The following is a 23,506-nucleotide window of genomic DNA, read 5'->3' on the forward strand; positions in this document are numbered from 1 at the left end:
GACCCTACGCCGATCGGCGTCGGTTGAGCATCAACAGCGCGCCAGGGGGGAGCACCCCGAGCGACAGGCTGGTGAGGGCCGCCACGAGGTCGATGCCGGTCAACCCGCCGTGATCGCCCGAATGGAAGATCAGATGTCCGGCGAGGTGACGAACGCTCACCGCTGCGACGTCGCGGCGGTCAGGGCGTCGCGCGCCTCGGCGTACGAGCGCAGCACCGCCCGGACCGGGGCGACGACGCAGTTCCGGGCGATCTCGGTCACCGCTGCCCGGAGCCGTGTTTCGGCGCGGCGTCGGGCCCGGCGCGCGGCCCAGCCGATCACCGGCCGGACGAGCCCGGCGATCAGGAGGCCGAGCAGCAGTCCGCCGATCAGCAGCAGCGTCGGCATCGGCACCTGCCCCACCATCGGGTACTCCAGCGAGGGCAGCCCCAGCACCCGTACGCCGTAGCCGACCAGAAGCCAGCCGAGGCCCGCGAACGCGGCGAGGGTGACGAGCCACTGCAGCCCGCCGACCAGCCGCCACCAGACGGGTTTCCGATCGACGCCGAGATCCGTGGCCGCCACCGCCCCGTCGAGCGCGTCGGGCAGGTCGTCGAGGCGGGACCGGGCAGCCCCGGCGACCGCGTTCGGCCAGGACGCGGGGAGTCCGGCGCTGGCCTGCTCGGCGACGCCCCGTACGGCGAGAGCGACGGCGGAGCGCTGTGCCGCCGTCGGACCCGGCACGGACGTCGCGGCGATCGGCCGCGCCGGGTCGGTGTCGTCCCCGGCCCGGTTGAGCTCGGGCAGGTGCAGCCGGCGCAGCGGGTCCGGCCGCAGTCGCCGCCACCCGCGCACCAGCGGCCAGCCGGTCGACGCGCCGGCGCGGTGCCGGTACGCGCGTTCCGTGGCCTCGGCGACGACCGGTACGCCGGCGGCCGCCGCGAGGGCATCGCTGAGCTGCTGCGCCGCGCCCCGGTCCACGCCGTCCTCCGCAACGGGCGGCCCGACCAGGTCGGCGACGCCCGCGACGACGGCGTCGACGTCGCCGGCGAGCCGGCGCAGCGCGGCCTGCCGCTCGGTGACGGTGCGTTCGAGCAACGCGCGCAGGTTGGTGGTCGCCGTCTGATCGACCGCCGAGGTGGCCAGCACCGGGACCCCGTCGAGTTGATCGCCGGTGAGCAGTCGACGCAGATCGTCGAGGACGCGGGGAAGCTCGGCCGGGGGCAGCCGGTCGGCCTGGTTGAGCACGACGACGGTCACGTCACGGTGCCGGTGGAACGCACGGAGATAACTGGTGTGGATCACCCGGTCGGCGTACTTCTGCGGGTCGACCACCCAGACGACCAGGTCCACCAGGCCGAGGAGCCGGTCGACCTCCAGCCGATGGGCGCGCTCCACGGAATCGAAGTCGGGGAGGTCGAGCAGGACCAGTCCGTGCAGCGCGGCCTCGTCGTCTCCGTCGAGCGCGCTCTCGCGTACGTACCGCTGCCGGGGAAGCACGCCGACCCAGTCGAGCAGCTTGTTGGCTCCCTCCAGGGGGCCCCACACGCAGGCATGTGCCACACCGGTGGTGGGTCGCCGAACCCCGACCGGGGAGAGTTCCAGCCGGGCCAGCGCGTTGAACAGGCTCGACTTGCCGCTGCCGGTGCTGCCGGCGAGCGCGACCACGGTGTGGTCGCGGGAGAGCGCCAGCCGTGCCGCGGCCCGCTCGACGAGGGTGCGCGCCGGCACGAGCCGCTCCTCCGGCAGGTGCCCGTCGACCACCCGCAGGAACCGCTCCACCGCCTCCAGGCGCGATATCAGCGTGTCGGGGCTGACCGGTCGCTCTCCGCGCAGGGCGTCACGCACCCTTCCGACGATCCCCGTCATGACGCGACCCTGCCGGTGTCCCGGATGACCCGCGCGGTCACGACGATGCTCCCGGCAGCGCCAGGCGCGTGCCGTCGGTGAGGTGCGCCTCCGCCCGGGCCGCTTCGACCTCGGCCGCCGCCACCCGCAGACCGTCGCCGGGACCGGCCTGCACCGCCGTGTCCCCGTCGTCGGCGGGCGCGACGCCCACCGCCTCGATCCGCGCCGTGTAGCGCGCCGCCTCCTCGTCGAGCAGCGCGTTGACGCGCGTGATCAGCCCTTCGCGGGACTTGTTGGCCAGATTGCGGATCGCCTGGTCGCCGAAGATCGCCTCAAGCACCTTCTGCGCCGCGACCGTGGTGCCTCCGGCCGCCGCCACCTCGAGCCCGGTCGGGATGAACGCGGTCGAGGTGAACACGGCGATCATGACCGCGAGACCGGTCGCGTTGACCGCGTACGCGGCGGAGCGCGCGACGAACCGCCGGTCACCGCCCTCGGCGCGGACCAGTTCGAGCACGTCACGCTGCCAGTCGCGGACCAGCCGCTCGGCCCGTTCCGGCAGGTCGTCGCTCGGCCGGGCCAGGCTCGGGTCGAGTAGTGCGGCGCCCGCGGGGTGGGCCTGCCAACCCGTGTGCGCGTTCTCGGCCGCCTCGGCCGCCGCCTCTCGCAGCAGCGTCACCAGCTGCGACTCGATGGCGGACTGGAGCTGCCGCTCGGGTGCCGGCCGGCCGGTCACCGCGGCGACGACGCGATCACGCAGTCGGCCGATCCGTGCCTCCAGCGTCCGGAACAGCTCGCCGGTGCCGACGAACTCCTGCCACCGCGCGAGCACCTCGCCACGCAGCAGCCGGCCGTCCTGCATCGCCTGCTCGACGCCGCGTCGGGCGCCGCGGTACGCGCCGCGTACCCGGTCGGTCAGGGTCGTCGCCGCCGCGGCCTGGTCGTCGGCGGCGGTCGCCAGCCCCGCGACCGCCGGCGCGAGCGCGGCGAGCGCACCGTCGAGGGTCTGCCGGACCACGGCGGCGCGGGCGCCCGCGTCCGCGGCGAGCCGGTCGAACCAGTCGCGCAGCTCCGCCGTGACCGGCTCCGGGAGCAGGCCCTGACCGTCGACCTCGGTCTCCGGCAGCACGAAGAGCGGTGCGGCCGCCAGGTCGTGCGCGGCGAGCATCTCGGACAGGTGCGTGGAGATCTCGTCGGCGGCGTCCGGCGGGACCCGGTCGAGCACGAGGGCGATCACGGTGCCCCGGTCGCGCGCGGTGCGCAGCAGCTCCCAGGGCACGGCGTCGGCGTACCGCGCCGCCGTGGTGACGAAGAGCCACAGGTCGGCGGCGGCGAGAAGCTGCGCGGCGAGCGCCCGGTTGGCGTCGACCACCGAGTCGATGTCGGGCGCGTCGAGGAAGGCCAGCCCTTCGGTGAGTGCGGGGGCCGAGACGAGTTGCAGGGTGTCGGGCTCGTCGGTGGGATCGGCGGCGCGGGTCAGGCCGGGCAGGAGTTCGCCCTGCCGGAACCATCCGGAGTCGGCGGGGTTGCACACCAGGACGGGTGAGCGGGTGGTGGGGCGGAGCACGCCCGCGGCGCTCACCCGCGCCCGTACCAGGCTGTTGACCAGCGTTGACTTGCCTGCCCCGGTCGAGCCACCGACCACCACGAGCAGGGGGGCGTCGAGCCGGTCGAGGCGTGGGAGCAGATAGTCGTCGAGTTGCGCGACGAGGCCGTGCGCGACCCGCCGCGCGTCGTCGGCGGAGGGCAGGACCAACGGGTACGCCGTGGCGGCCACCGTCGTACGCAGTCGGGTGAGCGCGGCCGGCAGCCCGGACAGCACGTCGTCGGGGCCGGGCTGGGGCGGCTCCGTGGGGGTTGTCTCCTCGGGCTGCCGCGTCGACGGGCGCTCGGTCGGTGTGGGCGTGGCCGTCCGCGCGTCCGACCCGGCCCGCGCGGCCGGTGTCGGGTCGGTGTCGCTGCTCTCCGGCTCGTGGACGGGCCCGTCTCCGTCCCCGCCGCTGCGCGGAGCGGCGCCGCCGTCGCCGGCCGGAGCGGGCGCGCCGCCGTCGCCGTCGGTGGCCGGAGCGGCCGGAGCGGGTGCGCCGCCGTCGTCGGGGGGATCCGGGACGACGGCGGCCCGGCCGGGGTCTGCGGCGGGCTCGCCGTGCGTGGTCACTGCTAAAGCGTGCCCGATCTATGCCACGCCGACAACCGGAACAGCGGCTCGTGCCGACCCGCCATCCGGTCGAAGTTGCGCGTACTCGACTCAACCTGACTTGACGTCACGGATCATCGTGGCACTATTGAGCCCGGTCCACTCAACTTGTGGTGGGTGTGCTGCGGGCGGTGCCCGGCACCTGCTCTTGAACGAAGCGAGGAAGCGAACATGGCACGTGCGGTCGGCATCGACCTCGGCACGACGAACTCCTGCGTCAGCGTTCTCGAAGGCGGTGAGCCCACCGTCATCGCAAACGCGGAGGGCTCGCGGACGACGCCTTCGATCGTCGCGTTCGCCCGCAATGGCGAGGTGCTCGTCGGCGAGGTCGCCAAGCGGCAGGCGGTGACCAACCCGGACCGGACCATCCGGTCGGTCAAGCGGGAGGTCGGCACCAACTGGTCGATCGACATCGACGGCAAGAAGTACACCCCGCAGGAGATCTCCGCGCGGGTGCTGATGAAGCTCAAGCGTGACTCCGAGGCCTACCTGGGCGAGCCGATCACCGACGCCGTGATCACCGTGCCGGCGTACTTCAACGACTCGCAGCGGCAGGCCACGAAGGAGGCCGGTGAGATCGCCGGCTTCAACGTGCTCCGCATCGTCAACGAGCCGACCGCGGCCGCGCTCGCGTACGGGCTGGACAAGGGCTCCAAGGAGCAGACGGTTCTCGTCTTCGACCTGGGTGGCGGCACGTTCGACGTTTCGCTGCTGGAGCTGGCCGAGGGCGTTATCGAGGTCAAGTCCACCAGTGGCGACAACCACCTCGGTGGCGACGACTGGGACCAGCGGATCATGGACCACCTGGTCAAGACGTTCCGTGGCGAGCACGGCATCGACCTGGCGCAGGACAAGATGGCCATGCAGCGCCTCCGCGAGGCGGCCGAGAAGGCGAAGATCGAGCTGTCGGCGGCCACCACCACCAGCATCAACCTGCCGTACATCACGGCCGGCGCGGCGGGCCCGCTGCACCTCGACATGACCCTGACGCGGGCCGAGTTCCAGCGGATGTCGCAGGACCTGCTCGACCGCTGCAAGGGCCCGTTCGAGCAGGCGATCAAGGACGCCGGGATCAAGGTCGCCGACGTCGACCACGTCATCCTGGTCGGCGGATCGACCCGGATGCCGGCGGTGTCGGACCTGGTCAAGCAGTTGACCGGGCGGGAGGCCAACAAGGGCGTCAACCCGGACGAGGTCGTCGCGGTCGGCGCCGCCCTGCAGGCCGGTGTGCTCAAGGGCGAGGTCAAGGACGTCCTGCTGCTCGACGTGACCCCGCTGAGCCTGGGCATCGAGACCAAGGGTGGCATCTTCACGAAGCTGATCGAGCGCAACACCACGATCCCGACCAAGCGCTCCGAGGTCTTCACCACGGCGGACGACAACCAGCCGTCGGTGCTGATCCAGGTCTTCCAGGGTGAGCGCGAGATCGCGTCGTACAACAAGAAGCTCGGCACCTTCGAGCTGACCGGGCTGCCGCCGGCGCCGCGTGGCGTGCCGCAGATCGAGGTCACCTTCGACATCGACGCCAACGGCATCGTGCACGTCGGCGCGAAGGACCTCGGCACGGGCAAGGAGCAGTCGATGACGATCACCGGTGGCTCCGCGCTGCCGAAGGACGACATCGAGCGGATGATGCGCGACGCGCAGGACCACGCCGACGAGGACAAGCGTCGGCGCGAGGACGCGGAGACCCGCAACCTCGCCGAGCAGCTGCAGTGGCAGACCGAGAAGTTCCTGGCCGAGAGCGGCGACAAGCTTCCGGCGGAGTCGCGTGACCAGATCAACGACGCGCTCGGCGAGCTGCGCGGCGCGCTCGGGGGCACCGACATCGAGGCGATCAAGTCGGCGCACGAGAAGCTGGCACAGGTCTCGCAGCAGGCCGGTTCGCTGCTCTACGCGCAGCAGGCCGAGCAGGGCGACGCAGGTGCCGACGCCGGCGCGGGTGCCGGTGCGGGTGCGGGTGCGGGTGCGCCCGGCGGTGCGGGTCGCGGTGGCGCCGACGACGTGGTGGACGCCGAGATCGTCGACGAGGACGACAAGAAGTGACCCGTCGTCCCAACGTTGAACGGAGCGAGGTAGCCGCATGACGCAAAAGCCACAAAGCGCCGACCCGGAGACCACCGGTTCGACGTCGGGTGGCTCCGCGCCGGACGGTCCGGGCCACGGCCAGGACGCCGAGCGCGTCGTCATCCGCGACAAGCGAAAGATCGACCCGTCGGGCGGCACGGGCCGGGCGGGCAAACACGCCAAGGAGCCGGCTCCGGAAACGGGATCGGCCACCGAGGGGAGCGTCGCCGCCGAGGCGGAGCGGAACGGCACCGGCCAGCAGACGGAGGCGGCCGAAGCCGCGCCGTCCGGCGGGGGTACGGGGCCGCTCGGCGCCGAGTTGGAGGCGCTCCGCGGTGAGCTCGACGAGCGCACCCGGGACCTGCAGCGGGTGTCGGCCGAATACGCCAACTACCGCAAGCGGGTGGACCGGGACCGGGGGGTGGCGGCCGAACAGACCACCGCCACGGTGCTCGGCGCCCTGCTGCCGATCCTGGACGACCTGGACCGGGCGCGGGAGCACGGCGACCTGGTCGGGCCGTTCGGCACGGTGGCCGAGCAGCTCACCGCGGCGCTCGGCAAGTTCGGGTTGAGCGCGTTCGGTGAGAAGGGCGACCCGTTCGATCCGACCCGGCACGAGGCCGTCGCCCACCTCACCTCGGGTGAGGTGAGCGAGCCGACGTGCATCGATGTGATGCGCCGCGGCTACCAACTGGGCGACCGGCTGCTGCGACCGGCACTGGTCGCCGTCGCCGACCCGGAGTGACCCAACGCGCCACGCCGATCGGGGAGTTGACGGGCCTGCCCCGTCAACTCCCTGATCGGCAGGACGATCTGTTCATCGATGTCGCACACCAGAGGAGGTGGACCCGGTGAGTTCCAAGGATTGGCTGGAAAAGGACTTCTACGCCGTGCTCGGGGTGGCCAAGTCCGCCTCCGCCGATGAGATCAAAAAGGCCTACCGCAAGCTCGCCCGCGAGTTGCATCCCGACCACAATCCCGACAACCCGGCGTCGGAGGAGCGGTTCAAGGCGGTCTCCGAGGCATACAACGTCCTCGCGGACGAGCGGAAGCGCAAAGAATACGACGAGATGCGCACGCTCTTCGGCTCCGGCGCCTTCCGCCGCGGCGCGCGCACTGGAGGTGCGGGAGGAGGCGGCTTCGACCCGACCGACCTGTTCGGCGGTTTCCAGGGCGCCGGCGCGGGGGGCGCCGGTGGCGCGGGGGATCGGCGGTTCGGCGGCGCGGGCTTCTCCGACCTGTTCAGCTCCATTTTCTCGGGCGGCGGGGCAGGCCCCCGCGCGCGTGGCGCGGCGCGGGGACGCGACGTGGAGGCGGAGGTCGTGCTCGACTTCGCCGACGCCGTACGCGGCACCACGATCCCGCTGACCCTGCGCGCGCCGGGCGTCTGCGACACCTGTCACGGCAACGGGGCCAAGCCGGGGACGCAACCGCGCACCTGCCCGCAATGCCGCGGCTCCGGCCTGGTCACCCGCAACCAGGGGTCGTTCAGCTTCTCGGAGCCGTGCCGCGAATGCCAGGGCGTGGGGACGGTCGTCGAGGAGAAGTGCCCCGAGTGCCTCGGCACCGGCGGGGTGACGAAGAACCGTACGCTCAACGTCCGCTTCCCCGCGGGGGTCGCGGACGGCCAACGGATCCGGCTGAGCGGGCGGGGCGAGCCGGGGGAGCGCGGCGGTCCGGCCGGCGACCTGTACGTGCTGGTGAAGGTGCGCAACGACGACCTCTTCGGCCGGTCCGGCGACGACCTGACGCTGACCGTGCCGATCACGTTCGCCGAGGCGGTGTTCGGCACCGATCTGCGGGTCCCCACCATGGACGGCGCGGTGACCCTGCGGGTGCCGCCGGGCACGCCGAGCGGCCGCACGCTGCGGGCCCGCGGCAAGGGCGTCACGCGGCGCGACGGGCAGGCGGGCGACCTGCTGGTCACCGTCGAGGTGACGGTCCCCGAGAACCTCTCCGACGAGGCGCGGGCGGCGTTGGAGAAGCTGGCCCTTGAGACCCCACCGGCTCCTCGGGAGAAACTGGATGCCCGGGTGCGCCGCTTCGACGACCCGGCGAGGAGGTGAGCCTGGTGGACGGGGAAGTCACGATCTCGATTGAAGCCGCCTCCGACGCCAAGGTCCTGATCATCTCGGTGGCTGCGCGGATGGCGGGCATGCACCCGCAGACGCTGCGCCAGTACGACCGGATGGGCCTGGTCCAGGCCGGCCGGGCGACCGGTGGCGGGCGCCGCTACAGCGTGCGCGACGTCGCGCTGCTGCGCGAGGTGCAGCGGCTCAGTCAGGACGACGGGGTCAACCTGGCCGGCATCAAGCGGATCATCGACCTGGAGCAGGCGGTGGTCGAGCTCCAGCAGCGGATGGTCCAGCTGGAGACCGAGTTGGCCGCGGCCTACCAGCGGATGGCCGAGCTTGAGGCGATGGCGCCCTTCCCCCGCCGTGATCTTGTCCCGACCGGACGGGTCTCGAACGCGCTCGTGGTCTGGCGGCCGACCCGTCCGTAGGGGGTGGTTCGGCGCGCGTGCCGACCTGCGGAAATCTTGTCGGTCGTTTCGCGATCAGGAACCGCAAAGGTGGGCTAACGTCACCTGTGGTTCGGACGGAACATTCCGGACGTCGAGCGGCGCTGAGGGGAGACCCGATGGGTATCGCTGAATCGATCAAGAACATGGCGAACAAGGCGGCCGACAAGGTCGGTGCCGATCGGACGAAGGGCGACAGCGACGCCGCAGGCGACGATGTCGACGAGACCGACGTCGGCACCTACCCCGACCACCTCGACAGAGGGCTGGACGTCGGCCGGGGACAGCTCGACAAGAGACGCCGCGAGCCGCCGGCCACGTGACGCCGGTTCACGGCGACGATCGAGGCGACGGGCCGGGACCCACGGGGGGTCCCGGCCCGTTCTTCGTGTGCGCGACAGCGCGACCGTTCAGGAGAGGCGGCGCGCCTTGCGCACCAGGCCCCCCTCGCACCAGTCGTGATAGTCGAAGAGTTGCGGCTTGGCCATCAGAGCGAGCGTGTTGTGCGCCCAGGTGACCATCAGCTCGTCGCCCAGCTCCTGCGCCTGCTCGACCAGCTTGCGCAGCCGACGGCGCGGGTGGGCCTTGAAGTTGGTGCGGATGCCGTCCGCCGCGTAGATGTAGAGACAGTGCAGCGCGAACCGGCGCGCCGGACAGGACCGGTCCATCGCCAGATCGAAGAGCGTCCCGATCAGCCGGTCACCCGAGACCAGCAGATCCCAGTCCTTCGGCATCGACTGCAGGGGCACCGAGTCGGGCTGGAACGCCCATGCCCGCAGTTCGTCCGCGGTCGGATCCACGGGATTGGCGAAACCGCGGAACGCCGATTGCTGCAAGCTCACCCGGAACGACCTTCCGCTCGTGCCTGTCGGACCTGGGACGGCCCGGGCACCCCCACTAGCTGCTGCCGCGACACGGTAGCGCGCCGTGACCGAAACGCGAAAGAGCCAACCGTCTTATTCATCAACGCCGCAGGTGTCCCGATCCCAACGGTCGGTATATCCGTGCCTAGTCCGCCGTCTGCGCCGTCTGCGCCGTCTGCGCCGTCTGCGCCGCCGGCGTGCGTCGGGCCGCCGCCCGACGCTTCAACAGCCGCTTGAACCAGGGGAAGTCGGGGAGGCGCGCCAGCGCCGGACCGGTCACCACGGTGATCAGCACGTACGCGGTCGCGAGCGGGGCCAGCTGGGGCGCGATGCCGGAGGTGCCCGCCGCGAGCCCCGCGATGACGATGGAGAACTCGCCCCGGGGCATCAGACCGAGCCCGGCCCGGAGTCGTCCCGGGAGGGCGATCCCCACCCGGCGCGCCGCGACGTAGCCGGTGAGCACCTTGGTGGCCATCGTGACGATGGCCAGCCCCAGCGCCGGCAGCAGCACCGGCGGGATGTCGCGCGGATCGGTGGCGAGCCCGAAGAAGACGAAGAAGGCCGCCGCGAACAGGTCCCGCAGCGGGGAGAGCAGCTCGGTGGCGTGGTGCGCGACCGGACCGGAGAGCGCGATGCCGACCAGGAAGGCGCCGACCGCCGCCGACACCTTCAGGTGGGCGGCGACGCCGGCCACCAGCAGGGTCAGCCCGAGCACGGCGAGAAGGAGCGCCTCCGGGTCGCGGACCGAGATCATCGCGGAGATCGCGTGCCCGTATCGGATCGCGACCACGAGCACCAGCATCACGGCGCAGACCGCGACCACCAGCGCGACGCCGCCGCCGATCAGCCCCGTGCCGGCGAGCAACGCGGTGACCAATGGCAGGTAGAGGGCCATCGCCAGGTCCTCGATCACCAGCACGGAGAGGATGACCGGAGTCTCCCGGTTACCGAGCCGACCGAGGTCGGCGAGGACCTTGGCGATCACTCCGGAAGAGGAGACCCAGGTGATGCCGCCGAGGACGACGGCGGTCAGCCAGCCCCAGCCGAGAATCAGCGCGAACGCCGCCCCGGGCAGTGCGTTGAGCAGTCCGTCGATCAACCCCGCCGGCGCGGCCGACCGGAGATTGCCGACCAGCTCGCTCGCGGAGTATTCGAGGCCGAGCATGACCAGGAGCAGGACCACGCCGATCTCGGCGCCGACCGCGAAGAACTCCTCGCTGGCCGGCAGGGGCAGCAGCCCGCCGTGTCCGAACGCGAGACCGGCGAGCAGGTAGAGCGGGATCGGTGACAGCCCGACCCGCCGGCTGAGGCGGCCGAGCAGCCCGAGCAGCAGGAGAAGCGCGCCGACCTCGATGAGCAGCTCTGTCGGGTGGTGCATCCGCTCAGCTGTCCGGATCGCCGTCGGCGAAGATCGCCGTCACGCCGTCGAGACCGCGCCGGGTGCCGACCACCACCACCACGTCACCCGTTTCGAAACGGAACGCCGGGCCGGGGGATGCGATGACCTCACGGTCGCGCAGCACCGCGACGATGGAGGCGCTGGTGCGGGTGCGCGCCTTCGTGTCGCCGAGCGAGCGGCCGACGAAGGGGGAGCCGGCCGAGATCGGCACCTGCTCGGTGAGGAGGCCGGCCGCCTGCTGACGCAGACCCGCGAGCTGCCCCAGCATCAACGACGCGCCGAGGATGTCGGCGAGCGCCTCGGCCTCGTCGTCCGTGAGCGGGATGTCCGCCGTGCACGCGTCCGGGTCGTCGTCGTCATAGAGCACGAGGTCGCGGCGGCCGTTCCGATGAGATACGACCCCGAGCCGACGCCCCGACTCGGTGATCAGGTCGTGGCGGACGCCGATCCCCGGCAGAGTCGTCTGTTCCACGCGTACTCGCACGTGATCACGCTACCGTGTCCACCATCGTCGATGGAGTGAAGCGCGTCCGGGGGTGCCTGATGCGAATGCGACCCTTCGTACCCGCGTTGGCGGTGATGCTCGCCGCCGGATGCTCCATCGGTGACGTTCGGCGTCCGCCGCCGAGCGCCGCGCCGCCGTCGCCGTCGGCCCGTCCCACCCCGGCCGAGGTACGGCAGGTCCGCGTGCCCGTGCCACGGCACTATGAGCGGTCGATCGTGGAGTTCACCGACGCCGTACGGGGTTACGCCCAGTTCATCCACTGCGGCAACCCCGATGCGGTGTCCGTGCCGGCGCTGGACTGCAGCGCGATCCTGCTCACCACGGCCGACGGTGGGCGCTCCTGGCAGCGACTGCGGCATCCCGAACCGCTCGCGAAGGACCACCAGCTGTACGCCGGTGCGGGGACTCTCGCGTTGTTGGCCGAGCCGCATGGCTGGTACGTCTCCGCGGACGCGGGCCGGACGTTCCGGCACGAGCCGGTACGGGCGCAGCAGCAGCCGGCGGCGGTGCGTGCGCTCAACGGCCGGTTCCAGCTCTGCTGCGACGGCGACAGTCCCCCGCAGATAGGTGAGTGGGTCGGGGACCGCTTCCGCCCGGTTCCGGCGCAGCGGCGGCTGGTCAACCCCACGTCGGTGGCGTATGACCAGGGCCGGCTGTACGTGGCTGGAGTCGCGAAGGGCCGGGTGGAGGCGTCGTGGTCGCACGACGAGGGCAGAACCTGGCGGGCCACGGTGGTGTCGGAGCCGGAGGGTGAGCTGTCCAGGGTGCAGCTGGCGGTCGGGCGCGGCGACGCCTGGCTGATCGGTTACGGCCCGGATGATCCGACGGTGTTCCCGCAGCTGTGGCGGGCGCGGGAGGACCGCTGGGAGAAGGTGGACGTGCGGCGCCATCCGCGACGGCTCACTTCGGTGGTCCCCCTGGGCGCAGGGCTGTTGGCGGTGACCGGCCCGAGTGGGAGCGGGATGGTGTCGGTCGGCGACGGCGCTGGTGTCTACAACGACGTGAACTGGCCGATACGCGACACCAACCTGCGGCTCCTGCCGGACGGGACGCTCTTGGCCGGGGGCTCGGACGGGACGGCGTGGCTCGGTTCGGGCCTCTTCGGCGACTGGCGGTGGATCAAGCTCGTGTTGGATCGGACGTGACGCCCGTCACCTCGTAGAGTTGAGTGGAATACGCTCAAGTCTGGTTGTGTCGTCACCAGTGGACACGCCGATCAGGGGAGCCCATGAACGCGGAACGTTTGACAACCAAGAGTCGTGAAGTCATCACCGGTGCCGTCGCCATGGCGAAACAGCGCGGGCACGCCACCGTCGAGGCCTGGCACCTGCTGCTCTCGCTACTGGACACCGGCGGTTCCACCGCCGCCGGGCTGCTGCGCGCGGTCGGCGCCAACCCGGCCGATATCCGGCGCAGCGCCGTCCACGCCGTCGAGGGGCTGCCGAGCGCACGCGGGTCGAGCGTGGCCGAGCCGAGTCTGTCCCGCGAGTTCGCCAACGCGATCGGGGCGGCCGAGCAGATCGCCCGCCCGCTCGGCGACGAGTACACCTCCACCGAGCACCTGCTCGCCGGTCTCGCGCAGGTCGGTGGCGCGGTGGCGCAGGCGCTGAAGAGCGCGGGCGCGACGGAGGAGAACCTGGTCGCCGCCTTCCCCGCCGTACGCGGCGGCGACCGGCGGGTCACCACCGCCGATCCCGAACAGACCTACCAGGCGCTGGAGAAGTACGGCGTCGACCTGACCGCGAGCGCCCGCGCCGGCAAGATCGACCCGGTGATCGGCCGGGATTCCGAGATCCGCCGCGTCATCCAGGTGCTCTCCCGGCGCACGAAGAACAACCCGGTCCTGATCGGTGAGCCCGGTGTCGGCAAGACCGCGATCGTCGAGGGGCTGGCCCAGCGCATCGTGGCCGGTGACGTGCCGGAGTCGCTGCGCGACAAGAAGCTGGTCTCGCTCGACCTCGGCGCGATGGTCGCCGGGGCGCAGTTCCGCGGCCAGTTCGAGGAGCGGCTCAAGTCGGTCCTGGAGGAGATCAAGAACTCCGACGGGCAGGTCATCACGTTCCTCGACGAGTTGCACACCGTCGTCGGCGCCGGCAAGGGCGAGGGGTCGATGGACGCCGGCAACATGCTCAAGCCGATGCTGGCCCGCGGTGAGCTGCGCATGGTCGGCGCGACCACGCTGGACGAATACCGGGCGCACATCGAGAAGGACCCGGCGCTGGAGCGGCGCTTCCAGCCGGTGCTGGTCGGCGAGCCGACCGTCGAGGACACCATCGGCATCCTCCGTGGCCTCAAGGAGCGCTACGAGGTGCACCACGGCGTACGGATCACCGACGCCGCGCTGGTCGCCGCCGCCGGCCTCTCCGATCGCTACATCACCGACCGCTTCCTGCCGGACAAGGCCATCGACCTCGTCGACGAGTCGGCGTCGCGGCTGCGGATGGAGATCGACTCGCGTCCGGTCGAGGTAGACGAGATCGAGCGGGCGGTGCGCCGCCTGGAGATCGAGGAGATGGCGCTGGCCAAGGAGCCGGACCCGGCTTCGGCCGAGCGGCTGACGCGGCTGCGCCGGGAGCTGGCCGACAAGCGCGAGCAGCTCGCCGCGCTCTCCGACCGGTGGCGGCTGGAGAAGGGCCACATCACCAGGATCTCGACCGCCAAGGAGGAGCTGGAACGCCTCGGCGGCGAGGCGGAGCGGGCCGAGCGCGACGGAGAGCTGGAACGCGCCGCCGAGCTGCGCTACGGACGGATCCCGCAGCTGAAGAGCGATCTGGCGCGGGCCGAGGAGGAGCTCGCCGGCCTGCAGGCCGACGGGGCGATGCTGAAGGAGGAGGTCGGGGCCGACGACATCGCGGCGGTTGTCGCCTCCTGGACCGGCATCCCCGCCGGCCGGCTGATGGAGGGGGAGACCGCCAAGCTGCTGCGGATGGAGTCCTCGCTGGCGTCGCGGGTGATCGGGCAGGCCGAGGCGGTCGGCGCCGTCTCCGACGCGGTACGGCGGGCCCGCACCGGCATCGCCGACCCGGACCGCCCGACCGGCAGCTTCCTCTTCCTCGGCCCGACCGGCGTCGGCAAGACCGAGCTGGGCAAGGCGCTCGCCGAGTTCCTCTTCGACGACGAGCGGGCCATGGTCCGCATCGACATGAGCGAGTACGGCGAAAAGCACTCGGTGGCCCGGCTACTCGGCGCTCCGCCCGGCTACGTCGGGTACGAGGAGGGCGGTCAGCTCACCGAGGCGGTGCGCCGCCGGCCGTACTCCGTGGTGCTTCTCGACGAGGTCGAGAAGGCGCACCCGGACGTCTTCGACGTGCTGCTGCAGGTGCTCGACGACGGCCGGCTCACCGACGGCCAGGGCCGCACGGTGGACTTCCGCAACGCGATCCTGATCCTCACCTCGAATCTCGGGTCGCCGGTGATCTCCGATCTCACGCTCTCGGAGGAGCAGCGGCGCGACGCGGTGCTCGCCGTGGTCCGGTCGCATTTCAAGCCGGAGTTCCTCAACCGCCTCGACGACATCGTGGTCTTCGCGATGCTGACCGGTGAGGAGTTGCGCGCGATCGTGGACATCCAGCTGGATCGGATGCGGCGCCGGCTCGCGGAGCGGCGGCTCACCCTGGAGGTCACCGAGGCGGCGCGGAGCTGGCTGGGCGAGCACGGGTACGACCCGATCTACGGCGCGCGGCCGTTGCGCCGGCTGGTGCAGTCGGCGATCGGTGATCGGCTGGCGAAGGCGCTTCTCGCCGGGGAGGTGCGCGACGGGGACACCGTGCTGGTGGACCTCGCGGACAGCAAGGACGGGCTGACGGTGACGGCGGCCTGACGGTTTCGTGGCCGGGGGTCGCGAGGTGCGACTCCCGGTACGTCCCCATTTTCTTCAGACATCACGGCGTCCCGACGCCCCGCAGCCCGGCGGCCCGTCGCCCGGTGTGAGCGGCCCGTCACCCAGTTGACCTTGCGGTTCACGATGTGCCGGCGGTTGTTACCGTCGCCAACGAAACCGCTGCTGGGGAGGGTTGGGCCAATGAACGGAACCATCGCGTTCCTGATCACGGGCGTCGGGTGCCTCGTCGCGGTCGTCGGCGTGGTGGTCGCGATCATCGCGGTCCGGACCGCGCGCCGCAGGACCGCACCCGCCGCGCCGCCCACCCACGTCGACCCGTTCCGCGCCGCCGACGACGACGCCGACGCGCTCCGCGGAGACCCGCGCCGGATCGCGCCCGGCGACATCGTGGAGATCCGGGGTACCTCGTACGGGGTGCGTGGCACCCTGCGGTTCAGCGAGGGCGACTGGGGTTGGGCGGAGCACCTGCTCGACGACGCGCAGGGTCGGAAGGTGTGGCTCTCCGTCGAGGAGGACCCGGATCTGGAATTGGCGCTCTGGACCGAGGTGCCGAGCGCGACGGTGACGCCCGGGCCGGCGACGGTCGACTTCGACGGCCGGCGCTACAACAGCGACGAGTCGGGGCGGGCCCGCTACACCTCGACCGGCACCACCGGCCTCAACCCGACCGGCACGGTGCGCTACCACGACTACACGTCCCCGGACGGGGCCCTGCTGTCGTTCGAGTCCTACGGCAAGGACGCGCGCTGGGAGGTCGGTCGCGGTGACCCTCTGCACCGCGCCGAGGTGCTGATCTACCCGCAGTCCGCCGGTGACCAGCAGGAACGGGGCCGGTGACCTCGTGCTCATCACGCTCGACGCGCCGTACGCCGACACCACCGCCGCCGATCTGAGCTTCGCGCTCGGGATGCCCGAGCAACCGGCCCTGCACGTGCTCGATCTGTCCGTGCCCGCGATTCCCGGCGCGGCGCTGCGGTTGCGGCTGCTCGGCGCCTCCCATCAGGTCGTCCTCCGCCACGCCGACAGCGAACTCGTCGAGACGGTCGCCTGCCTGCCCGGACGGCCGCCGGCCCTCCCGCCCGTCGTGGACGAACGGGGCAGTGGTTACCACTTCACCGCGACCGTGCTGCGGCTCGACCCGGAGGAGATGTCGGCCCGCGCGGCCGTGCTGCGCCGGGCCCTCCGCCATGACCCGTACGCCCTGGTCGGGGTCTTCCCCGGCGATTCCGACGCCCTCACCGCGCTGCACGTGCGCATGGAGAGCGGATCCACCGGCGGAACGGTGATCGGATGGCGGACCTGGCACGCCTATCCCCAGACGGGGGAGATGGTCGAGACGGAGACGGCGGTGGAGCTGGCATGACGTACCGCAGATGGTTCGTGGTGGGTGCGGCGTTCGCGCTGATCGGCGCCCTGGTCGCCGGCTTCGGCATCTTCTACGGCAACTTCTCCCCGCGCGGCTACGTCGAGAGCCGGTTCGTCCGCTCGGCTTCGCACGACATCGGACGGGACGGCATCGCGTACACCTCGTCGAAGCGTCCGACCGAGGTGGCCGCCGAGCTGACGGAGGCATGGCAGCCCGCCGAGCGGTACGTCGACGGCAGCGGCGTCTACCTGCGCTACGACGACGACTCGGTGGTGATCCTCCCGCTGGCCGCCGGTTCGCTGATCCTGCTGGAGCGGACCGCCACCGCCTACCCGCGCTATCACGGCATCGTCGGCGGCAGCTGGGGTGGCGGGCGCGGCAGCACCATCCGGGGTGGCGGCCCCGGTGCCGGCAAGTAGCCCGACCTTCTCCGACGGGAGCCCCATGTTCACCACCCTCACCACCGATCTGCTCGCCACCCTCGCGTACGGCGCGGTCGGCGTGCTGCTGATGGCCCTCGGCTACGTCCTGGTCGACGTCGCCACGCCGGGGCAGCTGCGGGAGCTGATCTGGACCGAGCGCAACCGCAACGCGGCGCTGCTGCTCGCCTCCAACCTCGCCAGCGTCGGCATCATCGTGGTCACCGCGATCACCGCGAGCGACGACGACTTCGTCGCCGGCCTCATCGGCGCCACCGCGTACGGCGTCGTCGGCCTGGTCGTGATGGCCGGGTCGTTCCTGCTGCTCGATCTGGCGACGCCGGGGCGGCTCGGCGAGATCCTGGTCGACCCGGAACCGCACCCGGCGGTCTGGGTATCGGCGGTCGTCCACCTCGCCACCGGGGCGGTCATCGCCGCCGCGATCAGCTGATGGCCGGTCCGAAGCGGAAGCCCGCCGCCCAGGGCAGCCGGAAGGGCCGCTGGCTCGGGCACGTGGCGATCTGGGTCGGCGGGATCACCCTCGCCCTCTGTGGAATCGGGCTTCTCGGCGACAGCGACGACAGCACCGCCGTACCGCCCCCGGAAGCGGCGGATCGCGCCGACACCGTGACCGCACTGCGGAAGGCGTACGCGGCGCAGGGCGTCTGTTACGGCTGGCAGCTGGTGGACGGTTACGGGCCGCCGGTGAGTGTGGGCTCCAACCTCGGCGACAACGTCTCCGTGAGCGACGACCCCCGCTGCCCGCGCTGGATGGAGATCACCGCGACGGTCGACTACACCGACGAGAGCAGCGCGAGCGAGGACTCGGCGAGGTTCGAGGTGCGGGCCTCGAGGGATCTCTCGATCTCGGGAAGCGCCGATGACCTGGTCCGGCTCGGCTACGACCCGGACGCGTTCATCGACGACCCCGGCTGGATGGTCACCCAGGCGGCCGCCGCGCTGCCATTGCTGCTCGCGCAGCGGGGGGAGGTGGAGCCCGCGCCGCTCCCGACCGCCGCGCCGGGACCGCCGCCGGCCGCACTGCCCGCCGCCGGCAGCGACTTCTGGCGCGACCGCTGGCCCTATCTCGCCGGCGGCGCCGGCCTGCTGTCGGTCACCGCGCTGCTCGTGACGATCGGCGTGGTCCAACGGCGGCGGCAACTGCGCACACCGCCTGCCACGCGGCCTGCCACGGCGTCGACGAGCGCCAAGCGCAAGGGCGCGCGGCGGTGACGGACGTACCCGGAACGGAAGCCCGGCCGCGATGGCGGCCCGCGCGCGCCGCGGTGCTCGTCGCGGTCTTCGTCTGCGCCGCCTGCGGTCTGGTCTACGAACTCGCCCTGGTCGCGCTCGGCAGCTATCTGATCGGCGACACGGTGGGGCAGGCGTCGATCGTGCTCGGCGTGATGGTCTTCGCGATGGGGATCGGCGCGCTCGCCGCGAAGCCGTTGCAGGGGCGGGCGGCCGCGGCGTTCGCCGCGGTCGAACTGTTGCTCGCGCTGCTCGGCGGGCTGTCGGTGCTCGGCCTCTACGCCGCCTTCGCCTGGCTCGACCTCTACGCGCCGGCACTGGTGGCGACCGCGTTCGTGCTGGGGCTGCTGATCGGGGCGGAGATCCCGCTGCTGATGGTGATGCTGCAGCGCATCCGCGCGCAGACGCCGGGGAGCGCCGTCGCCGACCTGTTCGCCGCCGACTACGTGGGCGCGCTCCTGGGCGGCCTCGCCTTCCCGTTCCTGCTGATGCCCGTCTTCGGTCAGCTGCGCGGCGCGCTGGTGGTGGGCGCGGTCAACGCGGTGGCCGGCCTCGCGCTGGTCCTCACCGTGTTCCGGCGGGATCTGGGCCGGCGGTCGCGGGTGGCGCTCGCGGCCGGCTCCGTGGTGGTGGCGCTCTGCCTCGGGTACGCCTACGCGGTGGCGCACGATTTCGAGGTGACCGCGCGGCAGCAGCTCTACCGGGACCCGGTGGTGCACGCGGAACGGAGCCGCTACCAGGAGATCGTGCTGACCCGGTCGGTGCCGGTCGCCAGCCAGGGCGTCACCGACCTTCGCCTCTACCTCAACGGCGACCTGCAGTTCAGCTCCGTCGACGAATACCGCTACCACGAGGCGTTGGTGCACCCGGTGCTCGGCGGTCCACACCGGAACGTGCTGGTGCTCGGCGCGGGCGACGGGCTCGCCGTACGCGAGGTGCTGCGCTATCCGGACGTGGCGTCGGTGACCGTGATCGAGCTGGATCCGGCGGTCGTCGCGCTGGCCCGTACCGAGCCGCAACTGCGCGAGCTCAACCGGGGCGCGTTCGACGACCCGCGGGTGCGGATCGTGCACACCGACGCGTTCGGCTGGCTCCGTACGGCCGGGGACCGGTTCGACGCCGTCGTGGTCGACCTTCCCGACCCCGACGAAACGGCGACGGCGAAGCTCTACTCGGTGGAGTTCTACGCGCTGTTGCGCAACGTGCTGGCCGACGGCGCGCGGATGGTGGTCCAGTCCGGGTCGCCGTACTTCGCGCCCCGCTCCTACTGGTGCATCGAGGAGTCGATCCGCGCCGCCGGCTTCGCCACCCGTCCGTATCACGTGGACGTGCCGTCCTTCGGGGACTGGGGTTTCGTGCTCGCGGCGCCGGACGCGGTCGCGCCCGTGCTCGCCGTGCCCGCCGATGCCCCGCCGCTGCGGTCGCTGGATGCCGACACGTTGCGGGCGGCCGGGAGTTTCCCGCCGGACCGGCGGCGGGTCCGGGTCGAGGCATCGACGCTGCTGCACCCCCGCGTGCTGGAGTACGCCCGCGCGGAATGGCGTAGCTACTGACAGCGGGTTTGACGTGCATCACTGGACGGGTACCGATACCGTGTCTTCTGGATCTAGGGAAGGAGAGCCGTGTCGGAGCAGACAAGTCCGGCCGCGTCGCCGGCCAGGGCGCGGCCGAGCAGCGTCACCGTATCGAGCTATTTGTTGTACCTGGTGGCCGCGCTCCAGGTGATCGGCGTGGCCGTCGCGTTGTCCGTGCTGGGCACGTTCCAGAAGGTCTACAAGGAGGCCTTCGCCGGCACCGACATGGCGGGCGGCGAGGGATTCGCCACCGCGACGATCGTCGGCACCGCCGTGTTCGGGCTGATCGTCGCGATCGCCCTGGTGGTACTCGCGATCTTCAACAACCGGGGCAAGAACGCGTCCCGCATCGCGACGTGGGTGGTGGGCGGTCTCTTCGTCTGCTGCTCCGGTGCGGGCCTCGCCCTGAACGCCGCGGGCAGTGCCATGAGTGGCACATCGGGCAGCACGGGCAACGGCCCGGACCAGGCGGAAGTCCAGCGGCGTCTCGAGGAAGCACTGCCGTCCTGGTACACGCCGGTCAGCACGATCCTCGGGGTCATCTCGGTGATCGCCCTGCTCGTCGCGCTGATCCTGCTGGCGCTGCCGGCGTCGAACGAGTTCTTCCGCAAGCCGCAGCAGATGTGGGAGCCGCCGGTGCCGGGCTCGGCCTATCCGCCGCCGCCCGGATCGACGTACCCGTCCTACCCCTCGGCCCCGGCCAACCCGACGACCCCGCCGTCGCCGCCGTCGGCCCCGGCCAACCCGACGACCCCGACGACCCCGCCGTCGCCGCCGTCGCCGCCGTCGGCTCCGGCCGACCCGCCGGTTCCGCCGTCCAGCTGATCGCGGAAAAGTAGACCGGAGCGGATATCCCCCCGAGTAGGTTCGTAGCGATACGACTACTCGGGGGGATTTTCATGCACCCAGGTGATCCCGCCGCCGGTCGTCCCAACCCGGTCCGCCGCCCGTCCCCGGTGACCGTGGCGGCCGCCGTCATGATCGGGATGGGGCTCGTCGGGCTCCTCCACGCGCTCGTTGGGCTGGCCATGATGAACCGCGCCGTGCGCCACGTGCGGTCGGTCGGCCGGGAGATCGCGGCGCCCCCGTCCGAGGTCGACGCCGTGGTCCTGCTCGCCCGCGCCGGCGCGGTCGTCGCGGCCGTAGTCGGGGTGTTCTTCGCCCTCCTGCTGGTCGCGCTCGCGCTCGGCAACCTGCGCGGCCGCAACCCGGCCCGCGTGGGCACCTGGGTCGTCTGTGGCCTCGGCCTGCTCTGCGGATGCGCCGGCGTGATCGCCACCGTGACCCAGCGCAGCCTGCCGCTGAAGCTGCCGGACGACCAGGTCCGGGCGGAGCTCCTCCACGCGCTCGGCGACGCCTACCCGTCCTGGTGGATCTGGCTGACCGGAGGTCTTTCCGCCGCCCAGACGCTCGGCTACCTTGTGGTAGCCCTGCTGCTGGCGCTCCCCGCGGCGACCGCTTTTTTCCGGCGGGAGCCGTCCGTGGGCGGGCCGCCGCCGGCGCCCCCCGCTCCCACCACGCCGCCGATGTGAGGTAACCCCCGTGGCAGCATCACCCGCTTCACGCCGTACCGCCGTGGTCACCGGCGCCACCGCCGGCATCGGGGCCGCCTTCGCCCGCCGCCTGGCCGGAGACGGTTACGACCTGGTGCTGGTGGCCCGCGACGGGAACCGGCTGACCGAGTTGGCCACGGAACTCACCGCGGCGTACGGGATCGAGGCGGCGACCGTGTCCGCCGATCTGTCCACCGATGCGGGTTGCGCGGTCGTGGAGGAGCGGCTCCGTGACCCGGCCGCCCCGGTCGACCTCCTGGTCAACAATGCCGGCATCAGTCTCAACCAGCCGTTCCTGCGGTCCACCGCGGCCGACGAGGCGCGGCTCCTGCGGCTCAACGTGCACGCCGTGATGCGGCTGACCCTGGCGGTGCTGCCCGGCATGACCGAACGCCGCCACGGGGCGGTGGTCAACGTTTCCTCGGTCGCCGGGTTCGGCGCCGTCATGCCCGGTTCGACCTACTCCGCGAGCAAGGCATGGGTGACCAACTTCAGCGAGTCCGTCGCGCTCTCGGTCCGGCCGTTCAACGTGCGGGTGATGGCGCTCTGCCCCGGCTACACGCGCACCGAGTTCCACGACCGGGCCGGCATCAACATGTCGAAGACGCCGGAGTGGATGTGGCTGCGCGCCGATGACGTCGTCTCCGACGCGTTGCGTGACCTCGGTCGGGGCAGGCAGGTGAGCGTCCCGGACTGGAAGTACAAGCTCGCCGTGTTCGGCCTGCGGCACGCCCCGCGCGGGCTGCTGCAGGCGGTGGGCCGGGACACCCGAGGTCGGATCGGCCGGGACGAGCGGTGAGCATGCCGGAGCAGCCGCCGGTCGTCCCGCCCGACGACACCGGTCGAAGTGATGACCCCCGATCGGGTGAAAATTCAACCGACGGCTACGGCGGCTGGGTCGGTAACGTCACCTGGCCCGGCTACCCGCCGGGCTACGCACCGGGAAACTTCGGCGGTTATCCGTACCCGACGGCTGTGCTGGTGCCGCGGCCACCGCGACCACGGACGCTGGACACGGCGGTCCTGCTGACCTGGGTGGGGATCGCGATCTCGCTGCTGGCCGCGGTGACGTCCGTGGTGATGGCCGCCCGGTATGCCAACGACCTGTCCGCGCGGTTGGCCCCCGACACCGGCGCCTCGCCGCCGACGGCCGTCGCCGACTTCATCTCCGCCGCGCCGGTCGTCGGCGCCCTGCTCAGCCTGGCGTTCTCCCTGGCGGTAGCGGCTGGCCTCGCCACCTGCGCGGTGCTGGCCCGCCGGGGCCGAGAGTCGGCGCGGATCGTGCTCGCGGCCGTCGCCGGGGCCATCGCTCTCGCTCAACTCTGCGGTTCGGCCGCCGGCGCGGGAACCGGGGTTCTCGCCCAGAGTCTGCGACAGCCCGGCGTTGGCACGATGGACGTTTCGGCCTTTCGTACCTGGGAATATGTCTCTTTGGGTCTCGACGCCGTCCTCGGGTTGTTAGCCCTGGTGACCTGCGTGTTCCTGCTGGTGCCGGCCACCAACCGCTATTTCCGCCCCGGGCCGGGGCGACAGTTCGCCTCCCAGGGATGACAAGTACCCTTGCCGCCATGGACGACCACGGCGACCTGCGTAAATTCATCACTGAACTCGCTGTCGTGCATGGCAAGGTGGTGTTGTCCTCGGGACGCGAAGCGGACTGGTACGTGGATCTGCGGCGCGTGACGTTGCACCACGCGGCGGCGCCGCTGGTCGGTCGAGTGCTGCTCGACCTTACGGCGGACTGGCAGTTTGACGCGGTCGGCGGCCTGACGTTGGGTGCAGACCCGGTGGCCGTGTCGATGTTGCACGCCGGCGCGGCCAAGCAGCGCCGGTTGGACGCTTTCGTGGTCCGTAAGGCCGAGAAGACCCATGGACTGCAGCGACGGATCGAAGGTCCGGACGTGGTGGGCCGCCGGGTACTCGCGGTGGAAGACACGTCCACGACGGGAAGCAGTGTGCTGACCGCAGTGGAGGCTTTACAAGAAGCAGGAGCCGAGGTCGTGGGCGTTGCGGTTATTGTCGATCGAGGGGCGGGTGACGCGGTGCGGGCCGCCGGTCTGCCCTATCGGGCGGCCTACACGTTGGCTGACCTCGGCCTAGTGGCCTAAAAGTTTGCCGATTCG

At 71.8% G+C, this 23,506-nt stretch carries 24 protein-coding genes; 18 read left to right on the top strand and 6 right to left on the bottom strand.

Annotated elements, in window-relative coordinates; all coding sequences use genetic code 11:
- Nucleotides 1–4: 4 nt before the first annotated feature.
- From AB0J06_RS14730 to AB0J06_RS14740, 3 genes are read right to left on the bottom strand one after another with little or no spacing between them, the layout of a single operon-like run.
- Entirely contained in the window at nt 5–160 is a 156-nt protein-coding gene (locus AB0J06_RS14730; protein ID WP_357428540.1) for a hypothetical protein, read from the bottom strand.
- The gene (locus tag AB0J06_RS14735) at nt 157–1,848 is read right to left on the bottom strand and encodes a GTPase (protein ID WP_357428542.1); all 1,692 of its coding nucleotides are present in this window, start codon (nt 1,846–1,848) and stop codon (nt 157–159) included. Before AB0J06_RS14735 ends, AB0J06_RS14730 begins: the two co-directional genes overlap by 4 nt.
- Nucleotides 1,849–1,885: 37 nt before the next feature.
- The gene (locus AB0J06_RS14740) at nt 1,886–3,649 is read right to left on the bottom strand and encodes a GTPase domain-containing protein (protein ID WP_357428695.1); all 1,764 of its coding nucleotides are present in this window, start codon (nt 3,647–3,649) and stop codon (nt 1,886–1,888) included.
- Nucleotides 3,650–4,195: 546 nt separating this feature from the next.
- Between AB0J06_RS14740 and dnaK the strand changes: the two genes are divergently transcribed.
- The 5 genes from dnaK (at nt 4,196) to AB0J06_RS14765 (ending at nt 8,935) form a co-directional block, all read left to right on the top strand.
- Complete coding sequence (gene dnaK, locus AB0J06_RS14745) at nt 4,196–6,070, top strand: molecular chaperone DnaK (RefSeq protein ID WP_357428544.1); 1,875 nt, start codon at nt 4,196–4,198, stop codon at nt 6,068–6,070.
- Nucleotides 6,071–6,107: 37 nt separating this feature from the next.
- On the top strand, nt 6,108–6,836 hold the full coding sequence (gene grpE, locus AB0J06_RS14750) for a nucleotide exchange factor GrpE (protein WP_357428546.1): 729 nt from the start codon (nt 6,108–6,110) through the stop codon (nt 6,834–6,836).
- Between the two features lie 106 nt (nt 6,837–6,942).
- Nucleotides 6,943–8,157 carry a molecular chaperone DnaJ gene (gene dnaJ / locus AB0J06_RS14755; RefSeq protein ID WP_357428548.1) on the top strand — a complete coding sequence of 405 codons (1,215 nt, stop codon included), beginning with the start codon at nt 6,943–6,945 and terminating at the stop codon, nt 8,155–8,157.
- A 5-nt stretch (nt 8,158–8,162) separates the two neighbouring features.
- A complete protein-coding gene (locus AB0J06_RS14760) occupies nt 8,163–8,594 on the top strand; it encodes a helix-turn-helix transcriptional regulator (RefSeq protein ID WP_357428550.1) in 432 nt (143 codons plus the stop codon).
- A gap of 137 nt (nt 8,595–8,731) precedes the next feature.
- Nucleotides 8,732–8,935 carry a hypothetical protein gene (locus AB0J06_RS14765; RefSeq protein WP_357428552.1) on the top strand — a complete coding sequence of 68 codons (204 nt, stop codon included), beginning with the start codon at nt 8,732–8,734 and terminating at the stop codon, nt 8,933–8,935.
- Between the two features lie 87 nt (nt 8,936–9,022).
- On the opposite strand, the gene AB0J06_RS14770 is transcribed toward AB0J06_RS14765, so the two are convergent.
- From AB0J06_RS14770 to AB0J06_RS14780, 3 genes are all read right to left on the bottom strand, one after another.
- Nucleotides 9,023–9,454: a hypothetical protein gene (locus AB0J06_RS14770; RefSeq protein WP_357428554.1), complete on the bottom strand. Its 432-nt coding sequence runs from the start codon at nt 9,452–9,454 to the stop codon at nt 9,023–9,025.
- 166 nt (nt 9,455–9,620) lie between these two features.
- Nucleotides 9,621–10,853: a cation:proton antiporter gene (locus AB0J06_RS14775; RefSeq protein WP_357428556.1), complete on the bottom strand. Its 1,233-nt coding sequence runs from the start codon at nt 10,851–10,853 to the stop codon at nt 9,621–9,623.
- A gap of 4 nt (nt 10,854–10,857) precedes the next feature.
- Entirely contained in the window at nt 10,858–11,358 is a 501-nt protein-coding gene (locus tag AB0J06_RS14780; RefSeq protein WP_357428558.1) for a cation:proton antiporter regulatory subunit, read from the bottom strand.
- Between the two features lie 65 nt (nt 11,359–11,423).
- On the opposite strand from AB0J06_RS14780, the gene AB0J06_RS14785 reads away from it, so the two are divergent.
- The 13 genes from AB0J06_RS14785 to pyrE all read left to right on the top strand — a co-directional run bounded on the left by AB0J06_RS14785 (nt 11,424) and on the right by pyrE (nt 23,491).
- Entirely contained in the window at nt 11,424–12,524 is a 1,101-nt protein-coding gene (locus AB0J06_RS14785; protein WP_357428560.1) for a hypothetical protein, read from the top strand.
- A gap of 83 nt (nt 12,525–12,607) precedes the next feature.
- Nucleotides 12,608–15,199 (top strand): ATP-dependent chaperone ClpB, encoded by a 2,592-nt coding sequence (gene clpB, locus AB0J06_RS14790; protein WP_357428562.1) that lies wholly within the window; start codon nt 12,608–12,610, stop codon nt 15,197–15,199.
- A gap of 201 nt (nt 15,200–15,400) precedes the next feature.
- The gene (locus AB0J06_RS14795) at nt 15,401–16,057 is read left to right on the top strand and encodes a DUF4178 domain-containing protein (protein ID WP_357428564.1); all 657 of its coding nucleotides are present in this window, start codon (nt 15,401–15,403) and stop codon (nt 16,055–16,057) included.
- 4 nt (nt 16,058–16,061) lie between these two features.
- The gene (locus AB0J06_RS14800; RefSeq protein WP_357428697.1) at nt 16,062–16,583 is read left to right on the top strand and encodes a DUF2617 family protein; all 522 of its coding nucleotides are present in this window, start codon (nt 16,062–16,064) and stop codon (nt 16,581–16,583) included.
- The gene (locus AB0J06_RS14805) at nt 16,580–17,005 is read left to right on the top strand and encodes a DUF4247 domain-containing protein (protein WP_357428566.1); all 426 of its coding nucleotides are present in this window, start codon (nt 16,580–16,582) and stop codon (nt 17,003–17,005) included. Before AB0J06_RS14800 ends, AB0J06_RS14805 begins: the two co-directional genes overlap by 4 nt.
- A gap of 25 nt (nt 17,006–17,030) precedes the next feature.
- Nucleotides 17,031–17,456, top strand: coding sequence for a DUF350 domain-containing protein (locus AB0J06_RS14810; protein WP_357428568.1), 426 nt, complete (start codon nt 17,031–17,033; stop codon nt 17,454–17,456).
- Nucleotides 17,456–18,238 (top strand): hypothetical protein, encoded by a 783-nt coding sequence (locus AB0J06_RS14815; protein WP_357428570.1) that lies wholly within the window; start codon nt 17,456–17,458, stop codon nt 18,236–18,238. Before AB0J06_RS14810 ends, AB0J06_RS14815 begins: the two co-directional genes overlap by 1 nt.
- On the top strand, nt 18,235–19,809 hold the full coding sequence (locus AB0J06_RS14820) for a polyamine aminopropyltransferase (protein WP_357428572.1): 1,575 nt from the start codon (nt 18,235–18,237) through the stop codon (nt 19,807–19,809). The genes AB0J06_RS14815 and AB0J06_RS14820 overlap by 4 nt, the downstream gene beginning before the upstream one ends.
- Nucleotides 19,810–19,878: 69 nt before the next feature.
- Nucleotides 19,879–20,655 carry a hypothetical protein gene (locus AB0J06_RS14825; protein ID WP_357428574.1) on the top strand — a complete coding sequence of 259 codons (777 nt, stop codon included), beginning with the start codon at nt 19,879–19,881 and terminating at the stop codon, nt 20,653–20,655.
- A 74-nt stretch (nt 20,656–20,729) separates the two neighbouring features.
- Complete coding sequence (locus tag AB0J06_RS14830) at nt 20,730–21,362, top strand: hypothetical protein (protein WP_357428576.1); 633 nt, start codon at nt 20,730–20,732, stop codon at nt 21,360–21,362.
- A 10-nt stretch (nt 21,363–21,372) separates the two neighbouring features.
- Complete coding sequence (locus tag AB0J06_RS14835; protein ID WP_357428578.1) at nt 21,373–22,182, top strand: SDR family oxidoreductase; 810 nt, start codon at nt 21,373–21,375, stop codon at nt 22,180–22,182.
- Nucleotides 22,183–22,184: 2 nt separating this feature from the next.
- On the top strand, nt 22,185–22,934 hold the full coding sequence (locus AB0J06_RS14840) for a hypothetical protein (RefSeq protein WP_357428580.1): 750 nt from the start codon (nt 22,185–22,187) through the stop codon (nt 22,932–22,934).
- A gap of 17 nt (nt 22,935–22,951) precedes the next feature.
- A complete protein-coding gene (gene pyrE / locus AB0J06_RS14845; protein ID WP_357428582.1) occupies nt 22,952–23,491 on the top strand; it encodes an orotate phosphoribosyltransferase in 540 nt (179 codons plus the stop codon).
- The last annotated feature ends 15 nt before the right edge of the window (nt 23,492–23,506 follow it).

It is taken from the genome of Micromonospora sp. NPDC049679 (assembly GCF_040659735.1).
GTDB lineage: Bacteria > Actinomycetota > Actinomycetes > Mycobacteriales > Micromonosporaceae > Micromonospora_I.

Coding starts and splice junctions, on each gene's coding strand:
- AB0J06_RS14735 (WP_357428542.1), bottom strand. CDS start 1,848: ATGACGGGGATCGTCGGAAGGGTGCGTGACGCCCTGCGCGGAGAGCGA.
- dnaK (WP_357428544.1), top strand. CDS start 4,196: ATGGCACGTGCGGTCGGCATCGACCTCGGCACGACGAACTCCTGCGTC.
- grpE (WP_357428546.1), top strand. CDS start 6,108: ATGACGCAAAAGCCACAAAGCGCCGACCCGGAGACCACCGGTTCGACG.
- AB0J06_RS14765 (WP_357428552.1), top strand. CDS start 8,732: ATGGGTATCGCTGAATCGATCAAGAACATGGCGAACAAGGCGGCCGAC.
- AB0J06_RS14775 (WP_357428556.1), bottom strand. CDS start 10,853: ATGCACCACCCGACAGAGCTGCTCATCGAGGTCGGCGCGCTTCTCCTG.
- AB0J06_RS14785 (WP_357428560.1), top strand. CDS start 11,424: ATGCGACCCTTCGTACCCGCGTTGGCGGTGATGCTCGCCGCCGGATGC.
- clpB (WP_357428562.1), top strand. CDS start 12,608: ATGAACGCGGAACGTTTGACAACCAAGAGTCGTGAAGTCATCACCGGT.
- AB0J06_RS14795 (WP_357428564.1), top strand. CDS start 15,401: ATGAACGGAACCATCGCGTTCCTGATCACGGGCGTCGGGTGCCTCGTC.
- AB0J06_RS14805 (WP_357428566.1), top strand. CDS start 16,580: ATGACGTACCGCAGATGGTTCGTGGTGGGTGCGGCGTTCGCGCTGATC.
- AB0J06_RS14810 (WP_357428568.1), top strand. CDS start 17,031: ATGTTCACCACCCTCACCACCGATCTGCTCGCCACCCTCGCGTACGGC.
- AB0J06_RS14815 (WP_357428570.1), top strand. CDS start 17,456: ATGGCCGGTCCGAAGCGGAAGCCCGCCGCCCAGGGCAGCCGGAAGGGC.
- AB0J06_RS14830 (WP_357428576.1), top strand. CDS start 20,730: ATGCACCCAGGTGATCCCGCCGCCGGTCGTCCCAACCCGGTCCGCCGC.
- AB0J06_RS14840 (WP_357428580.1), top strand. CDS start 22,185: ATGCCGGAGCAGCCGCCGGTCGTCCCGCCCGACGACACCGGTCGAAGT.
- pyrE (WP_357428582.1), top strand. CDS start 22,952: ATGGACGACCACGGCGACCTGCGTAAATTCATCACTGAACTCGCTGTC.